At 74.4% G+C, this 21,188-nt stretch carries 11 protein-coding genes; 7 read left to right on the forward strand and 4 right to left on the reverse strand.

Annotation, left to right across the window (positions count from 1 at the left end):
• The first annotated feature begins 103 nt into the window (after window positions 1-103).
• The 6 genes from AB0A74_RS23790 (at window position 104) to AB0A74_RS23815 (ending at window position 5,510) form a co-directional block, all read left to right on the forward strand.
• Window positions 104-1,810, forward strand: coding sequence for an acyl-CoA dehydrogenase family protein (locus tag AB0A74_RS23790; protein ID WP_358252604.1), 1,707 nt, complete (start codon window positions 104-106; stop codon window positions 1,808-1,810).
• A 2-nt stretch (window positions 1,811-1,812) separates the two neighbouring features.
• Window positions 1,813-2,436 (forward strand): hypothetical protein, encoded by a 624-nt coding sequence (locus AB0A74_RS23795; RefSeq protein ID WP_358252606.1) that lies wholly within the window; start codon window positions 1,813-1,815, stop codon window positions 2,434-2,436.
• Window positions 2,437-2,479: 43 nt separating this feature from the next.
• A complete protein-coding gene (locus AB0A74_RS23800; RefSeq protein WP_358252608.1) occupies window positions 2,480-3,592 on the forward strand; it encodes a hypothetical protein in 1,113 nt (370 codons plus the stop codon).
• Window positions 3,593-3,594: 2 nt separating this feature from the next.
• Window positions 3,595-4,116 carry a hypothetical protein gene (locus AB0A74_RS23805; RefSeq protein ID WP_358252610.1) on the forward strand — a complete coding sequence of 174 codons (522 nt, stop codon included), beginning with the start codon at window positions 3,595-3,597 and terminating at the stop codon, window positions 4,114-4,116.
• Window positions 4,117-4,198: 82 nt separating this feature from the next.
• Complete coding sequence (locus tag AB0A74_RS23810) at window positions 4,199-5,068, forward strand: LLM class F420-dependent oxidoreductase (RefSeq protein WP_358252612.1); 870 nt, start codon at window positions 4,199-4,201, stop codon at window positions 5,066-5,068.
• 94 nt (window positions 5,069-5,162) lie between these two features.
• Complete coding sequence (locus tag AB0A74_RS23815; RefSeq protein ID WP_358252614.1) at window positions 5,163-5,510, forward strand: PLD nuclease N-terminal domain-containing protein; 348 nt, start codon at window positions 5,163-5,165, stop codon at window positions 5,508-5,510.
• Here the strand turns inward: AB0A74_RS23815 and AB0A74_RS23820 are convergent.
• The 3 genes from AB0A74_RS23820 to AB0A74_RS23830 are packed head-to-tail and all read right to left on the reverse strand — an operon-like array spanning window position 5,507 to window position 7,346.
• Window positions 5,507-5,989 carry a pyridoxamine 5'-phosphate oxidase family protein gene (locus tag AB0A74_RS23820; RefSeq protein WP_358252616.1) on the reverse strand — a complete coding sequence of 161 codons (483 nt, stop codon included), beginning with the start codon at window positions 5,987-5,989 and terminating at the stop codon, window positions 5,507-5,509. The genes AB0A74_RS23815 and AB0A74_RS23820 overlap by 4 nt on opposite strands.
• Window positions 5,989-6,486, reverse strand: a complete 498-nt coding sequence (locus AB0A74_RS23825) for a YbaK/EbsC family protein (protein ID WP_358252618.1) — start codon at window positions 6,484-6,486, stop codon at window positions 5,989-5,991. The genes AB0A74_RS23820 and AB0A74_RS23825 overlap by 1 nt, the downstream gene beginning before the upstream one ends.
• Window positions 6,483-7,346 (reverse strand): 3-hydroxybutyryl-CoA dehydrogenase, encoded by an 864-nt coding sequence (locus AB0A74_RS23830; RefSeq protein ID WP_358252620.1) that lies wholly within the window; start codon window positions 7,344-7,346, stop codon window positions 6,483-6,485. The genes AB0A74_RS23825 and AB0A74_RS23830 overlap by 4 nt, the downstream gene beginning before the upstream one ends.
• A 222-nt stretch (window positions 7,347-7,568) precedes the next feature.
• Between AB0A74_RS23830 and AB0A74_RS23835 the strand changes: the two genes are divergently transcribed.
• Window positions 7,569-8,801, forward strand: a complete 1,233-nt coding sequence (locus AB0A74_RS23835) for a cytochrome P450 (RefSeq protein ID WP_358252622.1) — start codon at window positions 7,569-7,571, stop codon at window positions 8,799-8,801.
• 63 nt (window positions 8,802-8,864) lie between these two features.
• Here AB0A74_RS23835 and AB0A74_RS23840 read toward each other — a convergent pair whose 3' ends face one another.
• Complete coding sequence (locus AB0A74_RS23840) at window positions 8,865-21,164, reverse strand: SDR family NAD(P)-dependent oxidoreductase (protein ID WP_358252624.1); 12,300 nt, start codon at window positions 21,162-21,164, stop codon at window positions 8,865-8,867.
• Between the last annotated feature and the right edge of the window lie 24 nt (window positions 21,165-21,188).

Below are 21,188 nucleotides of genomic sequence, written 5' to 3' on the forward strand. Positions count from 1 at the left end.
GCGGCGTGGTGGCGCTGGCGGTGCTTTGGCGTCGGCGGTGTGGCGGCGGCGTTCGGGTCGGCTTTGAGCGGTTTGAAGTAGGCGAAGGTTGGGGGAGGCGACGGTGTCCAGTCCGAGTTTCGGCAGGGAGCTCTTCCGCGGCCGGCTGCGGCTCGACCTGGTCGAGCCCCCGCCCGGCAGCGGTCTCACCACCGAGGAGAAAATTTTCCTTCAGTCAATTGAAAATTTCTGTCGGCTGAAGGTGTCGGGGGTCGTGATCGAGCGGGAGGATCGGATTCCGGACGACGTGGTGGACGGGCTGCGTGACCTCGGGGCGTTCGCCGTCAAGTTGCCGCGTGAGTACGGCGGGCTCGGGCTGTCGAACCTCTGCTACCTCCGCACGCTCATGCTCGTCGGCTCCGCGCACTCCTCGCTGGCCGAGCTGCTCGCCGCGCACCAGGCCATCGGGCTCACCCAACCCCTCCTCCTGTTCGGCACCGACGAGCAGAAACGCGAATTCCTGCCCCGCTGCGCCCGCGAGATCTCCGCGTTCACGCTCACCGAACCGGACATCGGCAACGACCCGTTCCGCATGCGCACCACCGCCACCCCCATCGCCGACGGCTACCTGCTCGACGGCCTCAAGCTCTGGGTCACCAACGGGACCATCGCCGACCTGCTGGTGGTCATGGCGATGGTCCCACCCGCACCCGGCCGGCCCGGCGGGATGTCGGCGTTCGTGGTCGAAGCGGACGCGCCCGGGGTCACCGTCGAGCACCGCAGTGCGTTCCTCGGGCTCAAAGGCCTCGAAAACGGGGTCGTGCGGCTGCACAACGTCCTCGTCCCCGAGAACCGGCGGATCGGGCCCGAAGGCCAGGGGCTGGAAGTCGCACTCGCCGCGCAGGACACCGGCCGCCTCTCGCTGCCGTCGGTGTGCGCGGCGTCGGCGAAGTGGAGCTTGAAGATCGCCCGCGAGTGGTCGCGGGTGCGGGTGCAGTGGGACAAGCCGATCGGGGCGCACGAAGCCGTCGCCGCCAAGGTCGCGTTCATCGCCGCCACCGCGTTCGCGCTGGAGGCCGTCGTGGAGGTGTCCGGGCGGCGGTCGGACGCGGGTGTGGACACGCGGGCCGAGGCGGAGTTGGCGAAGCTGTTCGCGTCCGAGCAGGTCTGGCGGGTCGCGGACGAGTTGTTGCAGGTGCGCGGCGGACGCGGGTACGAGACCGCCGAGTCCGCCGCCGCGCGCGGGGAACGCGGTGTGCCGGTCGAGCAGCTGCTCCGCGACGTCCGGATCGGGCGGATCTTCGACGGGTCCACCGAGGCGTTGCGCGTGTTCATCGCCTCCGACGCCCTGGCCGACGACGACGCGCCCGACTGGGCGCCGGCCGCCGAGCCGGACTTCGGCGACCTCACCGGGCACGTGGTGTTCGCCGCGAACACCGCCCGCGAACTGGCCCGGCACCTCGACCGCGGGCGCAAGCGGTGGGGCGACGCGGTGCTGGAGCGGCAGCTGTTCGTGGGGCGCGTCGTGGACATCGCCGCCGAGCTGTACGCGATGACCGTGAGCTGCGTGCACGCCCGGTCGCTGGGCGGGTCGGCGGTCGAGCTGGCCGACGCGTTCTGCGGGCAGTCGCGGCGGCGCGTCGCGCGGCTGTGGGACCGGCTGTGGGTCAACACCGACGAGCGGGACGTGGCGCTCGCCGCGCGCGTCTTGGACGACGCCTACACGTGGCTGGAGGACGGCGTCCTCGACCCGTCGATCGAAGGACCGTGGATCGCCGAGGTGGCGCCGGGGCCGTCGGCCCGGGCGTCCGTGCGGCGCGAGAGGGGATGAGGGTGGACGTCGCGGACTTGGTGGCGCGGGGCCGGCGGTCGCTGGTCAAGGCGCCGAACCGGTTCCTGGAACTGGTGGAGGGCGGCCCGGTGGAGACCGCGCGGCTGCGCGGGCTGGCCGGGGAGCTGTACCACCTGGTGGCGAGCGACCGGCAGAGCTTCGCCCTGCTGGCGGCCCGGTTCCCGGAGCCGCTGTTCCTGGCCATGGCCGGCGCGGAGGACGAGGCGCTGGCGCTGCTGCTCGACTTCGGCGCGGCGGTCGGCGCGGGCGAGGACGACCTGCGGGCGCACGAGCCCCGGCCGCTCGCCCAGGCCTACCCGGCGTTCCTCGCGCGGACGGCCGTGTTCGGGCCGCGCGGGGCGGTGCCGTTGGCGCTGCTGGTCAACGTCGAGGCGTCCGGCGGCACCTACGCGCGGCTCGCGGACGCGTTGCGGGCCCAGGGCTTCTCCGACGAGGCCGTGGCGCACTTCCGGTTCTTCGCCGAGACGCCGCGGGAGGTGCTGGACCAGGCCGCGGAGGTGGTGGCCAAGGGGCTGGCGGCCGGTGACGACCCGGTGGAGCTGCTGCGGGCGGCCCGCATGGTCGACGCCTACGAAGCGGCGTTCTGGTCCGTCATAGCCGAGTGAGACCCCGCGCCGCCCGGTGCGGGGCGGGGAGGGGAGCGCGGACATGGCCGGATTCTTCGTGGACCCGCCGTCGGTGGCGGGTCTGGGACGGCTCGTCACGCGCAACGGCGAGGCGGTCGGGCGGTTCGTCCAGGAACTCGAACACCGGCGGCCCGACGGCTACCAGGAAGGGCTGCTGGGCCTGCTCAACGAGCCGTTGAACGAGGTCCAGCGGGTCGGCGAGGCCAACACCCGGCACGCCGCCCACCTGGCCCGGACGTCCGGCGCGGAGATCACCGCGCTGGCCGCCCACTACGTCCGGACGGACCTGGCCAAGGCGCGTGACCTGGACGCGGTCCACCCCGGCCCGACGCCCACCCGCCTCGCCGCCGCCGACGTCGTCACCCCGGACGCGGGCTTCGACGGCGGTCGCGACCCGGCCGCCGACCCGGCGAACCCCGCCCGGCCCTACCCGGGCGTGCCGCCGCACCCCGACGAGAAGGCCGTCGCCGAGGGCTGGAACGTCGACTTCGAGAAGGGCGTGGACGAGCTGCTGGCCCGGTGCTCGGTCGCGCAGCACGTCCGCGACCTCATGCGCGCCCTGACCGGCCGGGACGTCTTCGAGGAGCTGACCCGGCTGGTCGGCGGCGACTGGAGCAACCTCTACCGGCAGGGACAGGCGTTCGAGGACACGGCCTACGCGTGCACGATCGTGGTGGAGAACGTCGACCGCGGGCGCTACCTGGTGCAGGACAAGTGGGACGGCAACGCCGCGAACGCGGCCGAGAGCTGGCTCGCCGAGTACGCCGCCGCCTGCCGCGGGCACGTCGAGTTCATGACCGGGGTCAGCGGCCGGATCAAGAAGTTCGCGAGCGCGGCCTACCACGCCGTCGCGGCCCTGACGATCCTGGTGGACACCCTGCTCGACGCCCTGGTGGACCTGCTCACCCGCAACGCCGGGGCGTTCATCGGCGGGGCGATCAGCGTCCTGCGCGGGCAGAACCCGCTGCACGGCGTCGTGTCGGTGCTGTTCGCGGTGTCGAAGATCTCCAGCGCCATCGACGCGCTCCGGGCGGCGGCGCACGTCGCGGTGTCGGGGTTGCAGGTGCTCGTCGCCAACGGCGAGGTCGTGGCCAAGCAGTGGCCGTGCACGCCCTACGACCGCAAGGAGGTCTAGCCGTGGAGAACCCGTGGAGCACGCCGGCCGGTCGGCGGGCGCAGGAGCTGCGGACGACGGCCCTGGCCGCCGGGTCGGGGGAGGTGGCGGAGTTCGCGCGCGAGGTGGTGGCGGGGCGGGCGTCGAGCCGTGACCTGCTGTTCACGTCGGCGTTGAGCGACCGGGCGTTGCAGCCGGTGCGCGACCTGGTCGAGCGGTGGCACCGGCTGCCGCCCGCCGACCGGGCCCGGCTGGAGGCGGAGGCGGCGAACGCCACGGCGGACCGCATCGCCGCCCTGAACACCCTGCCCACCGACCCGGCCGAGACACCGCCCGCCGACCAGCCCCACGCCGGCGAGCGACCGCCCGCCGACCAGCCCCACACCGGCGAGCGACCGCCCGCCGACCAGCCCCACGCCGCCGAGCAGCCCCATGCCGGCGGGCCGCCGACCTCCGCCGGTCGGTCTTCGCGGCCCCGGGCGGCGCGGCGGGCGGACGACACCGATCCGGACGAAGGGCGCACTTTCCTCTCCGACGCCTGGTGAGGGCCCCGCCGCGGGGCATCGGCCGTGTGAACTTCGGATTGGCCCTTGTGCTGGAGTGCACTCCAGTTCCTAGGCTGGCGGGGTGCGCTTGGGAATCCACGTCATCGAATTCACCGTCCCCGACGGCGCGGCCGGCATCGCGCCCGAGTTGGCGAAGGTCGGCCGAGCGGTCGAGGCCGCGGGTGTCGCCCGCCTCTCCGTGATGGACCACTTCTTCCAGATGGACGGGTTCAAGCCCGCCACGGACCCGATGCTGGAGGGCTACGCGACCCTCGGCTTCCTCGCCGCCCACACCTCCGCCGTGCAGCTCGGCCTGCTGGTCACCGGCGTCACCTACCGCCACCCGGGGCTGCTGGCCAAGACCGTGTCCACTGTGGACGTGCTGTCCGGCGGCCGGGTCGAGCTGGGCATCGGCGCGGCCTGGTACGAGCGCGAGCACCTCGGCCTGGGCGTGCCGTTCCCGCCGCTGTCGGAGCGGTTCGAGCGGCTGGAGGAGGCGATCCGGATCTGCCTGCAGATGTGGGACCCGGACGACAACGGCGGGTTCGAGGGCAAGCACTACCAGCTCGCCGAGACCCTGTGCTCGCCGCAGCCGATCCGCCGGCCCCCGATCATGATCGGCGGCGGTGGCGAGAAGAAGACGCTGCGGATGGTCGCCCAGTACGCCGACGCCTGCAACCTGTTCGCCGGCGACAAGGACCAGGTCCGGCACAAGCTGGACGTGCTGCGCGGCCACTGCGACAAGTTCGGCCGCGACCTGTCGTCCATCGACAAGACCCTGACCTACCGCGCGGCGCCCACGGTGGACACCATCGACGAGTTCCTGCGGGACATCGCCGACTACGCCGAACTGGGCATCGACACGGTCATCCTGGTCCCGCCGGGCGACGCGCCGGCGGCGTGGATCGAAGAGGTGGCCGCGCCCCTCGTGCCGCGCCTCGCGGAGCTGTAGCTCGACGCCGCCCGGCGGGCTGGACGACGTCCGGCCCGCCGGGCGGGTGCGCTACCCTGCTTGGCGCTCGAAGACCTTGGGGGGTTGGCGGGAAGTGCTGTACTTCGGTGGTCTCTTCGGACTGCTCACGTTCGGCCTGTGGCTGTTCTGCCTGGTCGACGTGATCACCTCGGACGAGGGCGACATCCGGCACCTGCCCAAGGTGACGTGGCTGTTGGTCGTCCTGTTCTTCCCGCTGGTCGGGTCGATCGCGTGGCTGGTCGCGGGCCGGCCGGCGCGGGCGCACGCCCGGCCGCGCGCGTTCGAGCGGAACACGCCCGCGTACCCCGAGTACGACCGGCCCGGGCGCTTCGCCGCCACCGACCCCGCCGCGGACGAGGAGTTCCTGCGCCGCTGCCGGGAGCGGGCCGAACAGCAGCGGCGCAAGGCCCGCGAGGACTAGGGCAACGGCACTTCCACGCGGCGGTCGATGCGGTCCTCGATCCACGTCGTCGTGTCGATGAGCCAGATCCGCTCGACCGCCACCTGGTAGATCCGGTGCTCGGCGGGGGCCAGCAGGGCGTCGACCGGCAGGGTGTACTCCCGCCGGGACGCCTCGTCCGGCAGCAGGGCGTCGTAGAACGCGGCGTGGTGCTCGCGCACCTCGTCCTCGGTCAGCTCGCGGCACGTGCCGCTGAACTGCGCCCCGTCCACCTCGGTCAGCGCGCTGCCGGTGACGAACAGGGAACCGCTCACCGCCGGCCGCGCCGCGACGTGCCGGCTGTGCCGCGACCCGGTCGCCGACCCGAACAGCAGGCGCAGCGGATCGCGCAGGACGGCGTACTGCAGCACCGCCGACCAGGGCTCGCCCGCCGCGGACACCGTGGCCAGCGACAGGTACTTGGCCTCGTCCAGCACGCGGGCCAACCGGGAGGCGAGCATCAGCCGGCCTCCGCCAACGGCGCGCCCGCGATGTCCTCGACCCGGGGACGGGCCAGGCGGGCGTAGTCCGCGGTGTCCAGGGCGACCGACACGTCCAGCCGCGCCGCGTTGAAGAACATCTCCGGCTCCTCCAACAGGGTCCGGTCGACCACCAGCTCCAGGTCGTCCCGGAACGTGAACGGGGTGATGGTGCCGCTGACGCACCCGGACAGCTCCTCCGCCGTCTCCCGCGTCGCGAACGACACGTACGTGCCGCCCCACAGCTCGCGCAGCGCCTCCAACGACACCAGGCGGTCGCCGGGCACCACGGCCAGCACGAACCGGTTCACCTTCTTGCCGTGCTTGACCCGCGCCACGATGCACTTCGCCGCCTGGGACAACGGGTGCCCGCGCAACCGGCTCGCCGGTGACGTCACGCCCTCCGGGGCGTGGTGGATCAGGCGGTACCGCGCGCCCCCGGCCGTCAACCGCGCCAGCAGCTCCTCGTACGACGTCATCGCGGGTACTCGTAGAACCCTCGACCGGTCTTCTTGCCGAGCAGGCCGCCCGACACCATGCGCGCCAGCAGCGGCGGCGGCGAGTAGTGCGGCTCGCGGTACTCCCGGTACAGCGACTCGCTGATCGCCGCCACGATGTCCAGCCCGATGAGGTCGATCAGGCTCAGCGGACCCATCGGGTGCGCGCAGCCCAGCGTCATCGCCTTGTCGATGTCGGCGATCGGCGCCATCCCGGACTCCAGCATCCGCACCGCGGACAGCAGGTAGGGGATCAGCAGGGCGTTGACCACGAACCCCGCGCGGTCCTTGGTGCGCACGACCTGCTTGCCCAGCACGTCCACCACGAACGCCTCGGCGCGGTCCACTGTGGACGCGTCGGTCAGCACCGACCCGACGACCTCCACCAGCGGCAGCACCGTGGCCGGGTTGAAGAAGTGGAGGCCGACCACGCTCTCCGGCCGGCTCGTCACCCCGCCCAGCTGCACGATCGGGAACGACGACGTGTTGGACCCGAGGATGGCGTGCTCGTCCTCGACCACCTTGTCCAGGGTGGCGAAGACGTCCAGCTTCACCGACTCCTGCTCCGACACCGCCTCGACGACCAGTTGGCGGTCGGCGAGGTCGCCCAGGTCCGCGGTGAACGAGATCCGCGCCAGCGCCGCGTCCCGCTCCGGCCCGCTGAGCTTCCCCTTGCCCACCAGGCGGTCCAGCGACCCGGCCAACCGCGCCCGCCCCCTGTCCACCGAGGCCGGCCGCGACACCGCGACCACCACGTCCAGCCCGGCGCGGGCGCACAGCTCGGCGACCCCGGCGCCCATGACCCCGCACCCGACCACGCCGACCCGGCTGATGCTCTCCATTGTTCCCAGCTTCCTCACGTGAATGCGTGGAATACGACGAGCAGGACGGGATCACCGCCACGAAAATACTGCCAACCTGTACTGAAAACCCTAGGACACGGCCTCCGTGCACGGCAATGACCTGCACGTTCGCCCAATCGATGCTCAAGCGCGCAATTACCTCGCGATTTCTGCCCAGCGGTAACTTCGTGGACATCCAGTCATCATTTCGGGAGGCGCACGATGATCGACTTCAGCGCTGCCACCACCGCGAAGATCGACAGCCGGGGTGGCAAGTGCCTGTACGCCCAGATGGACGAGTTCCGGGCGGCCGGACCGGCCGTGGCCGTCGAGCTGCCGGAAGGCATGTCGGCCTGGTCGGTCTCCCGCGGCGACGTGGTCCGCACGCTGTTGACGCACCCCGGAGTCTCCCGGAACGTCAAGAAGAACGTGCCGAGCTACTCGCCGGGCGTGGTCCAGTGGCTGTCGCCGTGGGTGGACGTGGAGAGCATGTCCACCGCCGAGGGCCGCGAGCACCAGCGCCTGCGCCAGCTCGTCGCGCCGGCCCTGACCCCCAAGCGCATCGACGCCATGCGCCCCCACCTGGAGGCCATCGCCAAGCGGCTGCTCGACGAGCTGGCCGAGCACCCGGCCGACCAGCCGGTGGACCTGCACACCGCGTACTCGCAGCAACTGCCCACCCGCATGATCTGCGACCTGTTCGGCGTGCCCGACGACCTGCGCCCCGAGGTCCTGCGCATCCTCCGCGTCGTCCTCAACACCGACGACGTGCCGGAGGAGGAGTCGGCCGCGGTCTTCACCGACATGAACGTGGCCATGCGGCAGCTCATCGACCTCAAGCGCCGCGAACCGGCCGACGACCTGACCAGCTTCCTGCTCGCCGCCCGGGTCGTGGGCGAGGAGCCGCTGGCCGAGCAGGAGTTGGTGGACATGCTCCTGCTGCTGATCGGCGGCGGCAGCCAGACCACGGTCTCCCTCATCGACCACACCGTCCGGGAGCTGCTGGCCAACCCCGCGCAGCTCCGGATCGTCCTGGACGACCCGAGCCGCTGGCCGGACGCCGTCGAGGAGTCGCTGCGGGTGCACTGCCCGGTCGGCTCCCTGCCGATGCGCTGGGCCAAGGAGGACATCGACCTGGGCGAGGGCGTGGTGATCCGGGCGGGCGACGCGATCCTGATCAACTACCTGGCCCACGGCCGCGACCCGGGCGTCCACGCGGACCCGCAGACCTTCGACGTGGACCGCGCCGACAAGGACCACCTGGCCTTCGGCCTGGGCCCGCACTTCTGCCCCGGCGCGCGGCTGGCCCGCCTGGAGGCGAACGTGGCCGTGCCGGCCCTGTTCGCGAGCTTCCCCGACCTGGCGCTGGCGGTGGCCCCGGAGGACATCGCCCCGCTGCACTCCTTCATCGCCAACGACGTGGCCGCCCTGCCGGTCCTGCTCAACCACCGCTGAGCCCCCGCACGGACGAGAGGCCCGACCGGACCATCCGGTCGGGCCTCTCGTCGTCGTGCGGTCTCAGGCGATGTCGAGTTCGTTGTCGAGGATGTCGAAGATGTCGTCGGCGGTCGCCGCGTCGAGGTCGGCTTCCTCCGGCTGGGCGGCGGACTTGTCCCGCCACTTCGTCACCAGCCGTTGCAGCGCGGCGGCGACGTCGGTGTCCGCGTTCTCCGCCTCGACCAGTTCCAGCGTCGCCTCCAGCTTGGCGATGCCGTCGACCAGGGCGCGCATCCGCAGGGCCGCCTGGCTGCCGCCCAGCTCCTGGAGCAGGTGCTCGACCAGCGCCACCGGCGACGGGTGGTCGAAGGTCAGGGTCGCGGGCAGGCGCAGGCCGGTCACGGTGTTCAGCCGGTTGCGCAGCTCGACCGCGGTCAGCGAGTCGAAGCCCAGCTGCTTGAACGCCGTGTCCGGCGGGATGGTGTCCACCGAGGCGTGGGCCAGCACCGTCGCCACGTTGGCGCGCACGACGTCCAGCAACACCTCGCGCTGCTCGGGCTCGGCCAGGCCGGCCAGGCGGTCGCGCAGGGCGACGGTCGGCGCGGCGCCGGTCTTGCGGGTCCGGGTGAACCCGCGCAGCGGCGGCGCGACGACGGCGGCGGCGCGCAGGGCCGCCGGGTCCAGCTTGATCGGCACCAGGCACGCCTCGTCGGCCCGCACGGCCGCGTCGAACAGCGCCAACCCCTCGGTCACCGAATGGGCCAGCACGCCGCCCCGGCCGATACGGGCCAGGTCGGCCTCGGTCAGGTGCCCGGCCATCGCGCCGTCCTGCCGCCACAGGCCCCAGGCCAGCGACACCGCCCGCCGGCCCGCCGCTCGCCGCCGCGCGGCGAGAGCGTCCAGGAACGCGTTGGCCGCCGCGTAGTTCGCCTGACCGGCCGTGCCCAGCACGCCCGTGGCCGAGGAGAACAGCGCGAACAGGTCCACGTCCCCGACCAGCTCGTCCAGGTTCAGCGCCGCGTCCACCTTGGCCCGCAGCACCGCGTCCACCCGTTCGGGGGTCAACGACTCGATCGTGCCGTCGTCCAGGACGCCGGCCGCGTGGACCACGCCCGCCAGGTCCGGCAGGGTGTCCAGCAACGCGGCGAGCGCCGCCCGGTCCGCGGCGTCGCACGCCACGACCTCCACCACGGCCCCGGACGCACGCAGCTCCTCGGCCAACTCCACCGCACCGGGCGCGTCCGGACCTCGGCGGGACGTCAGCACCAGGTGCCGGGCACCGTGTCCGGAGACCAGGTGGCGGGCCAGGTCGGCGGCCAGCGCACCCGTGCCGCCGGTGATCAGCACGGCGCCTTCGGGGTCGAACAGGCGCTCGTCCGAAGCGGTCCGGACCTTGCCCAGCCGCGGCACGAACAACGCGCCGCCGCGCACCGCCACCTGCGGCTCCCCGGTCGCCACCGCCGCGCCGACGTGGGCCTCGTCCTCGGTGTCCACCAGCACGAACCGGTCGGGGTGCTCGGTCTGCGCGGACCGCACCAGCCCCCACACCGCCGCCCCGGCCGGGTTGCTCCCGTCGGTCGCGCCGCGGGTGACGAACACCAGCGGCGAGCGGTCGGCGGTCAGCGACTCCCGCACCGCCGCCAGGGCGTGGTGCACGGCCGACCGCACGGCCCCGGCGTCCACGCCGCTGCCGACCTCGACCACCTCCGGGGTGTCCACCGGACCCACCGGCGTGGCGACGGGAACCCAGTCGACCCGGTACAGCGAGTCCACAGTGGACAGGCGATCGACCGGGCGGGCCACCAGCGACCCGACCACCGCCACCGGCGCGCCGGACCCGTCGGCGAGCGACAGCGCGTACGTGTCGGACGGGCCGGGCGTGATCCGCACCCGCAACGCGGACGCGTCCCCGCCGACCACCCGCACACCGTGCCAGCTGAACGGCAGCCGCACGCCCTCGGCGTCGAGGAACAGCGCGTGCAGGGCGGAGTCCAGCAGCACGGGGTGCAGGCCGAACCCGGTCGGCACCCCCTCCGGCAACGCGACCTCGGCGAACAGCTCCTCGCCGGCGCGCCACACCGCCGTCAGGCCGCGGAACGCCGGCCCGTAGTCGACCCCGAGGTCGGCGATCCGCTCGTACAGCTCGTCCACGGCGACCGCGGCGCCGGCGGGCGGCCACTGGGCGGCCCACGCCGTGTCCACCGCCGCGTCACCCGCGCCGAGCAGACCGCTCGCGTGGTGGGTCCACTCGTCGTCGCCCTCGCGGCGGGAGTGCACGCGCACCGGCCGGGCACCCGCGTCGTCGCGGTCGCCCACCTCCACCTGCACCTGCACGGCGCCGTCGGCGGGCAGCACGAGCGGGGCGTGCAGGGTCAGCTCCTCCACGACGTCGAGGTCCACGTGCTCGGCCGCGCGCCGCGCCAGCTCCACCAGCGCGGCCCCGGGCAGCAGGACCGAGCCGAGCACGGCGTGGTCACCCAGCCAGGACTGGTCGCGCGCCGAGATCCGCCCGGTGAGCACCGCGCGCTCCGAGTCGGCCAGCCCGAGGACCGCGCCGAGCAGCGGGTGGTCCGCCGCGCCCAGGCCCAACCCGCTCGGGCTGCCCGTCGCCTCCTCGGCGACCAGCCAGTACCGCTGGTGCTGGAAGGCGTAGGTGGGCAGGTCCACGCGGCCCGCGCCGGCGAAGAAGGCCGGCCAGGCTACCGGCACGCCCCGCGCGTGCAGCCGGCCCAGCGCGCCGACGACCGCGGCGACGTCGTCCCGGTCCCGCCGCGTGGCCGCCACGACTTCGTCGGAGTCCACCATCGCGGTGAGCGCCGCGTCAGGACCGACCTCCAGGAATGTGCGCACTCCGTTGTCCCGCAGCGTTTCCACGGCTTCGGCGAACCGGACCGCTTCGCGTGCTTGGCGTACCCAGTAGTCGGGTGTGGGTGTGAAGGGCTGGCCGGTGACGGTCGAGATGAGCGGGGTGGTGGGGGTGTGGTGGGTGATGCTGTCGGCGACGGCCTTCAGCTCATCCAGCATCGGTTCCATGAGTGGGGAGTGGAAGGCGTGCGAGACGGTGAGCCGTTTGGTCTTGTGTCCCTGTGCTGTCAGGGTTTCGGCGGCTGCGAGGACGGCTTCTTGCGCTCCGGACAGGACCAGGGAGTTGGGGCCGTTGATCGCGCCGATGGCGACCTGGTCGGACAGCAGTCCGGTGACCTGGTCTTCGGTGGCTTGGACGGCGAGCATCGCGCCGCCGGTGGGCAGGGCTTGCATCAGTCGGCCGCGGGCGGCGACCAGACGGGCGGCGTCGTGCAGGGTGAACACACCGGCCGCATAGGCCGCGGCGAATTCGCCGATGGAGTGACCGGCGAGGAGGTCGGGTTTGACGCCCCAGGAGGTGTAGAGGCGGTGGAGGGCGGTTTCGAAGGCGAACAGGGCGGGTTGGGTGTAGCCGGTGTCGTGCAGTTCGTCGGTGTCGAGCACGTCGGTCAGTGGTTTGGGCAGGTGGGGGTCGAGTGCCGCGCAGGCCTCGGCGAAGGCGGACGCGAAGACGGGGAAGGCGTGCAGGTCGCGGCCCATGCCCAGGCGCTGCGAGCCCTGACCCGTGAACAGGAACGCCAGGCCACCGCCGCGCACCGCGTCCACGACGGCACCGGGAGCGTCGTCACCGGAGGCCACGGCGGCGAGCCCGCGCAGCAGGTCCTCCCGTGAGGTCCCCTGGACGACGGCGCGGTGGTCGAACGCGACCCGGGCCGTGGCCAGCGCGTGGCCGACGTCGGCGAGCGGCAGGGCGTCGTGCGCGGTCACGTGGTCGAGCAGGCGGCGGGCCTGGTCGCGCAACGCGGGCTCGGTCCGCCCGGACAGCACCCACGGCACGACCGGTGGTGTCTCGCCGCCCGTGGTCGGGGCCGTCGGCGGCTCCTCGATGATCACGTGCGCGTTGGTCCCGGACACGCCGAACGACGACACGCCGGCCCGCCGCGGGTGCCCGTTGACCGGCCACTCGGCGGCCTCCGTCAGCAGTTCCACAGATCCGGCCGCCCAGTCCACCTTCGGCGACGGCTCCTCGACGTGCAGCGTCTTCGGCAGCACGTTGTGCCGCATGGCGAGCACCATCTTGATCACGCCGCCGACGCCCGCCGCGGCCTGGGTGTGGCCGATGTTGGACTTCAGCGAGCCGAGCTTGAGCGGCACGGCCCGGTCCTGCCCGTAGGTGGCCAGGATGGCCTGCGCCTCGATCGGGTCACCGAGCACCGTGCCGGTGCCGTGCGCCTCGACGGCGTCCACATCGGACGGTTGAAGGCCCGCGTTGGCCAGCGCCTGCCGGATGACCCGTTGCTGCGACGGCCCGTTGGGCGCGGTGAGGCCGTTGGACGCGCCGTCCTGGTTGACCGCCGAACCGCGCAGCACGGCCAGCACGGGGTGGCCGTTGCGCCGGGCGTCGGACAGCCGTTCCACGACCAGCACGCCGACGCCCTCGGCCCACGCCGTGCCGTTCGCGGTGGACGAGAACGCCTTGCAGCGGCCGTCCGGCGCGAGCCCGCGTTGCTTGGAGAACTCCACGTACAGGCCGGGCGTGGCCATCACGGTCACGCCGCCCGCCAGCGCCAGCGAGCACTCGCCGGACCGCAGCGCCTGCGCGGCCAGGTGCAGCGCGACCAGCGACGACGAGCACGCCGTGTCCACGGTGACCGCCGGTCCTTCCAGGCCCAGCGTGTAGGCGACGCGGCCGGAGGCGACGCTGCCCGCCGTGCCGGTGCCCCAGAAGCCCTCGACGCCCTCGGGCACCGCGCTGGAGCGCGCCGCGTAGTCGTGCGTCATCAGGCCGGTGAACACGCCGGTCGCCGAGCCGCGCAGGCCGTCCGGCCGCAGGCCCGCGTTCTCCAGGGCCTCCCAGCAGGTCTCCAGGAACACGCGTTGCTGCGGGTCCATCGCCAGCGCCTCGCGCGGGCTGATGCCGAAGAAGTCCGCGTCGAACCGGGCCGAGTCGAGCAGGAACCCGCCCTCGCTGACGTAGCTGGTGCCGGGGGTGTCCGGGTCGGGGTCGAACAGGGTGTCCAGCCGCCAGCCGCGGTCGGTGGGGAACCCGGTGATGCCGTCGCGGCCGGTGGCGAGCATCCGCCACAGGTCGTCGGGCGACTCGACGCCGCCGGGGTAGCGGCAGGCCATGCCGACGATCGCGATCGGCTCGTCCACGGCCCGCGCCGCCACCGGGCCTGGCTTCGCCTCGACCCGTTCGCCGAACTCGCCCAGCAGGTGCTCGGCGATGGCCTCCGGGGTGGGGTGGTCGAACGTGAGCGTGGCGGGCAGGCGCAGGCCGGTGGCGCTGTTGAGCCGGTTGCGCAGCTCGACGGCCATCAGGGAGTCGAACCCGAGCTGCTTGAACGCGTTCGAGCCGCTGATCGAGGTCGGGTCGGGGTGCGCGAGGACGGTCGCGACCTGCGCGCGCACCAGGTCCAGCAGGATGCGGCGCTGCTCGTCCTCGGCCCGGCCGGCCAGCTCGCGGGCCAGCGCCGACCCGGTCGGCCCGGCGGCGGCCCGGCGGCGGCGGGGGACGCGGGCGAGGCCGTGCAGCGGTGGCGCGGGGTGGGTGGCGGCGCGCACGGCGGCCACGTCGATCGTGACGGGCACCAGGTGCGGCTGCCCGGACCGGCACGCGGCGTCGAACAGGGCCAGGCCGTCGGCGACGCTGTGCGCGAGGAGGCCGCCGCGGGCCAGCCGCGCCAGGTCGGCCTCGCCGAGGCTGTGGGACATCGCGCCGTCCCGGTCCCACAGGCCCCAGGACAGCGCGGTGGCCGCTTGACCGTGCGCGTGGCGGTGGGCGGCGAGGCCGTCGAGGAAGGCGTTGGCCGCCGCGTAGTTCGCCTGGCCGGCCGTGCCGACGATGCCCGCGACGGACGAGAACAGGACGAACAGCTCGACGTCCCCGGCCAGCTCGTGCAGGTTGAGGGCCGCGTCCACCTTGGGGCGCAGGACGGTGTCCAGGCGTTGCGGGGTGAGGGCCGCCAGCACGCCGTCGTCCAGCACGCCCGCCGCGTGGACCACGCCCACCAGGGTCGGCAGGGTGGCCAGCAGGGCGGCCAGGGCGTCCCGGTCGGCGGCGTCGCAGGCCACGACGTCCACGACCGCGCCGGCGGCGCGCAGTTCGTCGGCCAGGTCGAGCGCGCCGGGCGCGTCCGGGCCCCGGCGGGAGGTCAGGACCAGGTGGCGGGCGCCGTGCGCGGACACCAGGTGGCGGGCCAGTTCGGCGCCCAACCCGCCGGTGCCGCCGGTGACCAGCACCGCGCCGGTCGGGTCGAACAGGCGGGCGTCGGAGGCGGCGGGCTCGTACGCGGCCAGTCGGGGCACGGACACCGCGCCCGCGCGGACGGCCAGTTGCGGCTCCCCGGTGCCGATCGCGGCGGCCAGCGCCCGGTCGGACTGCTCGGCGCCGTCGGTCTCGATGAGCACGAACCGGTCCGGTTGCTCGGTCTGCGCCGACCGGACCAGGCCCGCGGTGGCCTGCCCGGCCAGGTCGCCGGTGGTGACGACGGCGAGCCGGCCGTCGGTGGCCTGGAGCTTGGCCAGCGTGGCGGCCAGGGAGGCGCGCACGGCCTCGGCGGTGTCGCCGGGCCGGACGCGGAACACCTCGACGTCGGTGTCGGCGGCGGAGGTCGCGACCGGCACCCACTCGGTCCGGTAGAGCGCGGGCGCCGGCCCGGACACGGCCGTCGCCACCGGCCGCACGGCGACCGCGTTCGCCGACAGCACCGGGCCGCCCTCGTCGTCGTAGGCGGCCACGCGGAACGCGTGCTCGCCCGCCGGGGTGAGGTGGACGCGCAGGGCCGACGTGCCGGCCCGGTGCAGCCGCACCCCGCGCCACGAGAACGGCAGCCAGGCCTGGCCGGGGCCGCCGTCGAGGTCGAGGACCATCGGGTGCAGGGCCGCGTCGAGCAGGGCCGGGTGGACGCCGAAGCGCACCGCGCCGACCTCCTCCTCCGGCCGCAGCGCGACCCGCGCGAACAGCTCGCCGCCGCGCCGCCACACCTCCTGCACGCCCTGGAACGCCGGGCCGTAGCCGAAGCCGCGCGCCAGCAGCCAGCCGTAGAAGTCGTCCACCTCGACGGGTTCCGCGCCGGCCGGCGGCCACTGCCCGACCGGGGCCGGGACCGGGGTCTCGTCGGGGGTCAGCACACCGGAGGCGTGCGAGGTCCACTCCTCGCCCGGGGCGTGGTCGGCGGGCTGGGAGTACACGCCGAACTCGCGCCGGCCGTGCTCGTCGGGCCGGCCGATCCACACCTGGAGGTTGACCGGGCGCCGCGCGAGGACCAGCGGGGCCTGGAGGGTCATCTCCTCGACCACCGCGCACCCGGTGTGCCGCGCGGCCTGGGCGGCCAGTTCGAGGAACGCGGTGCCCGGCAGCAGCACGGAGTCCGCCACGGCGTGGTCCGCCAGCCACGGCTGGGCCTGCGGCGACAGGCGGCCGGTGAGCACCAGCCGGTCGGTGTCGGTCACGCCGAGGACCGCGCCGAGCAGCGGGTGCGCGGCGGAGGTGAGGCCGGCCGCGCCGACGTCCCCGCCGCCCGCCGGGCGCAGCCAGTAGGAGCGGCGCTGGAAGGCGTAGGTGGGCAGCTCGACGGTCCGCGCGCGCGGGAAGAACACCGAACCGTCCACAGCGGACCCGGCGGCGAACAGCCGGCCGAACGCCTCCGCCGCCGTGCGCCGCTCGTCGCGCTTGGCCCGGGTGAGCGGGATCGCGGTGTCCGGCACCAGCGCCGACAGCACCGCGTCCGGCCCGATCTCGACGTAGGTGGTCACACCGGTCACCGCGGCCACGGCGTCGGCGAACCGGACGGCCTCGCGGACCTGGCGCGGCCAGTAGTCGGCGGTCGGGGTGTAGGGCCGGCCGGTGACGGTCGAGACCAGCGGGATCTTCGGCTCGTGGTGGGTGATGCCCTCGGCGACCGTCCGCAGCTCGTCGAGCATCGGTTCCATCAACGGCGAGTGGAAGGCGTGCGACACCGTGAGCCGCTTGGTCTTGTGGCCCTGTGCCGCCAGCTCGTCGGCCGCTTGGAGGACGGCCTCTTCCTCGCCGGACAGGACCAGGGAGGCGCGGGTGTTGACGGCGGCGACGGCGACCCGGTCGGACAGGAAGGGCGCGACCTGGTCCTCGGTGGCCTGGACGGCGACCATCGCGCCGCCCCGCGGCAACGCCTGCATGAGCCGGCCGCGCGCGGCGACCAGCTTCGCGGCGTCTTCGAGGGTGAACACGCCGGCGGCGTGCGCGGCGGCCAGTTCACCGATGGAGTGGCCGATGAGGTGGTCCGGGCGCACACCCCACGAGGTGACCAGGCGGTGGAGGGCGGTCTCGAAGGCGAACAGGGCGGGCTGGGTGTAGCCGGTGTCGTGCAGTTCCTCGGTGTTGAGGACCTCGGCGAGCGGCTTCGGAAGGTGCGGGTCGAGGGCGGCGCAGGCTTCGGCGAACGCCTCGGCGAACACCGGGAAGGCGGACAGCTCGGCCCCCATGCCCAGGCGCTGCGAGCCCTGCCCGGTGAACAGGAAGGCGGTCTTGCCGGGGTTCACGGCGGTCGACGGCTCGCTGCCGGACGCGACCGCGATGAGGGCGGCGACGAGTTCGTCCCGGTTCGCGCCCACGACGGCGGTGCGGTGGTCGAAGGCGACGCGGGTGGTGGCGAGGGAGCGGCCGACGTCGGCGATGTCCAGGTCGGGGCGGGCTTCGACGTGGTCGATGAGCCGGCGGGCCTGGTCGCGGACGGCCGCCTCGCTGCGCGCCGAAAGAACCCACGGCACCACCGCCGGCGAGGCTGCGGCCGGCAGCGCGGTTGCGGCCGGTGCGGCCGGGTCGGCTGCGGCCGGCAGTTCGGCGGTGGCCGGGGGTTCTTCGAGGATCACGTGGGCGTTGGTGCCGCTCATGCCGAACGACGACACGGCGGCCCGGCGCGGCCGGTCGGTCGTCGGCCACCGCACGGCGTCGGTCAGCAGCTCCACCGCGCCCGCCGACCAGTCCACCTTCCGCGTGGGCTCGGCGACGTGCAGGGTCCGGGGCAGGACGCCGTGGCGCAGCGCCATCACCATCTTGATCACGCCGCCGACACCGGCCGCCGCCTGGGTGTGGCCGATGTTGGACTTCAGCGACCCCAGCCACAGCGGGGTCTCGCGGTCGCGGCCGTAGGTGGCCAGGACCGCCTGCGCCTCGATCGGGTCGCCCAGCGTCGTGCCGGTGCCGTGCGCCTCCAGCGCGTCCACCTCGGACGGTCGCAGGCCCGCGTCGGCCAGCGCCTGGCGGATGACCCGTTGCTGCGACGGCCCGTTGGGCGCGGTCAGGCCGTTGGACGCGCCGTCCTGGTTCACGGCCGACCCGCGCAGCACGGCCACGACCGGGTGGCCGTTGCGGCGCGCGTCGGACAGCCGTTCCAGCACGAGCATGCCCGCGCCCTCGGACCAGCCGGTGCCGTCGGCGTCCTCGGAGAACGCCTTGCACCGGCCGTCGGCGGACAGGCCGCCCTGCCGGGAGAACTCGGTGAACGTCTCGGGCCCGGACATCACGGTCACGCCGCCGGCCAGCGCCATCCCGCACTCGCCGGACCGCAGCGCCCGCACCGCCAGGTGCAGCGCGACCAGCGACGACGAGCACGCCGTGTCCACGGTCATCGCCGGACCCTCCAGGCCCAGCGCGTAGGCGATGCGGCCGGACGCGACGCTGCTCGCGATGCCGGTGATCAGGAACCCGTCGACGCCGTCGTCCTCGCTGTGCCCGCCGCGCCCGTAGTCCTGCACCGGCACGCCCGCGAACACGGCGGTGTCGCTGCCGCGCAACGACCCCGGGTCGATGCCCGCCCGCTCCAGCGCCTCCCACGCGGTCTCCATCAGCACGCGCTGCTGGGGGTCCATCGCGAGCGCCTCGCGCGGGCTGATGCCGAAGAACTCCGCGTCGAACTCGGCCGCGTCGTGCAGGAACCCGCCCGCGCCGGCCGCCGACGTGCCCGGACCGTCGCCGGCGAACAACGCGGTGAGGTCCCAGCCGCGGTTGGTGGGGAAGTCGCTGATCGCGTCCACGCCGTCGGCGACCAGCCGCCACAGGTCGTCGGGGGAGGCGACGCCGCCGGGGAAGCGGCAGCCCATGCCGACGACGGCGATCGGCTCGTCGTCGCGCGCGGCGACCGCGACCGGCTCGGCCGGCGCGTCCTCGGGGGCCGCGCCCAGCTCGCGGAGCAGGTGGTCGACGACGGTGTCCGGGGTCGGGTAGTCGAAGACGAGGGTCGCGGGCAGGTCGAGGCCGGTCACGGCGCTCAGCCGCCCGCGCAGCTGCACGGCGGTCAGCGAGTCGAACCCCAGGCGGCGGAACGGGGTCTCGGCGTCCAGCGCCGGCGGGGCCTGGTCGCCCAGCACCTCCGCGGTCTCCGCGCGCACCAGGTCGAGCAGCACGTCCGCGCGCTCGGCCTCGGGCGTCGCGAGCAGGCGCGCGGTGAGGTCGGCGCGGACGGCGCAGGTGTCGGCGGCGGTGTCCTCGACCCGGGCCGCGACCACGCACGGCTCGTCGGCGGCCAGCGCCGCGTCCAGCGCGGCGGCCCGGCGTTCGACGGGCAACGGGGTGTGACCGGGCGCGGACCAGGCCAGGGACAGACCGGGCAGACCACGTTCGCGCCGGCGCAGGACCAGGTCGTCGGCCGCGGGGGAGTGCTCACCCGACAGCACGACGAGCCGGCCGGGGTGGTCGGCCAGCGGCGCGGGATCGGTGTCCACGGCGACCACGACATCGGCATCGCCCGGTTCGGCGCCCGGTGCGACGTGGCGGAACTCGCGGACGTCGTGGGCTTCGGCGAGGTGGCGGGCGAGCGCGTCGTCGTGCCCGACGAACGCGACGGCGCCGGTCAGCGCCGTGCCGGGCACCGCGCGCACCGGGCCGTCGGCCGTGTGCAGGGTGCCGTACTCGGCGGTCGCCACGCCCAGCAGGCGGGCGGGCAGGCCGGCGAGCAGGTGGCGGATCGGCGTGCCGGCGGTGGTGCGCGGGATCGCGGCCACCCGGTGGACCTCGGCGGGCAGCGCCACGCCGGCCGCGCGGCAGGCGTCCACCACCGCCGCGCTGTCCACAGTGGACCCGACGATGTAGGCCACGGGACCCTCGGCGGCAGCCGCGTCCACCACACCGGGCACCGCGCGCAGCACGGCGTCGATCTTGTCCAGCCGGACCCGGAGGTCGCCCACGGTCACCACGTCCGCCAGCCGCCCGGTCACCGCCAGGTAGCCGGACTCGTCGCGCCGCGCCAGGTCGCCGGTGCGCCACCAGCCGCCGCGCAGCGCGTCGGCCGTCTCGGCGGCCAGGTTGTGGTAGCCGCCCGACATCACGTTCGGCCCGGAGACCCAGACCTCGCCCTCCTGGCCCGGACCCAGGTCCGCGCCGGTCACCGGGTCCACGACCCGCACGCTCAACCCGGGCAGCGGCAGGCACCTCCGGCGCGGGTCGCCGTCGGGCCAGCTCACCGCGATCGGCCCGGACGTCTCGGTGGTCGCGTAGACGGTCAGCAGGGGCGCGGAGAACGCCTCCTCGAACACGTCGCGCGCCGCCGCCTCCACCGCGCCGACCACGAGCCCCAGCCGCACGCCCACCGCGCCGGGGCGCGGGGTGTCCAGCAGGGCGGCGTGGCTGAGCGGCGTGCCGGCGACCACGGTGCTGCGGTCGTCGGCCAACGCGCGCCGCAGCTCCTCCGGCCCCAGACCGGACGCCAGCCGCACCGACGCGCCCATGGCCGTCGCCGCCACCAGGAACGAGAACCCGGCGTGCACCGGCAACGGCCAGAACAGCCGGTCGTCCGGCGTCAGCCCCAGCTGCACCGCGTACGCCGTCGCCGCCGGCCACAACGCGTTGCGCTGCGTGGACAGCACGCCCTTGCGCGGCCCGGTCGCCCCCGCCGTGTAGGTCAGGAACGCCAGGTCGTCCAGGGTGAGGTCGTCGCGGGCCGGCGCGGACGGCTCGGTCGCCACCAGGCCCTCGAACGAGTGCGCGCCCGGGAAGTCACCGTCCACCACCAGGTTCAGCGGCGACACCCGCGCGGCGCCGGCCGCGTCGGTGATCACCGTGTCCGCGCCGGCGTCCTCGACCAGGCGGGCCAGCTCGGCGTCGGCCAGCGCCGGGTCCAGCGGCACGGCGATGCCGCCCGCCCGCACCACCGCCAGGACGGCCTCCACGGCCGACACGCCGTCGAGCAGGACCACGACCCGGTCCGACGGCCAGACGCCGAGGTCGGCGAGGTGGCCGGCGAGCCGTGCGGTCCGCACGTCCAGTTCGGCGTGGGTCACGCTGCGCCGGGCGTCGGCGTAGGCGGTCCGGGAGCCGGACCGGCCTGCGTTGGACCGGAGCAGTTCGGGCAGGGGCCGGAGCAGGTCGGTGCGCGGCATTGTTCAACAACCTCTTGTCGACAA

Source organism: Saccharothrix sp. NPDC042600, assembly GCF_040647305.1.
Taxonomy (GTDB): Bacteria; Actinomycetota; Actinomycetes; order Mycobacteriales; family Pseudonocardiaceae; genus Actinosynnema; species Actinosynnema mutabilis.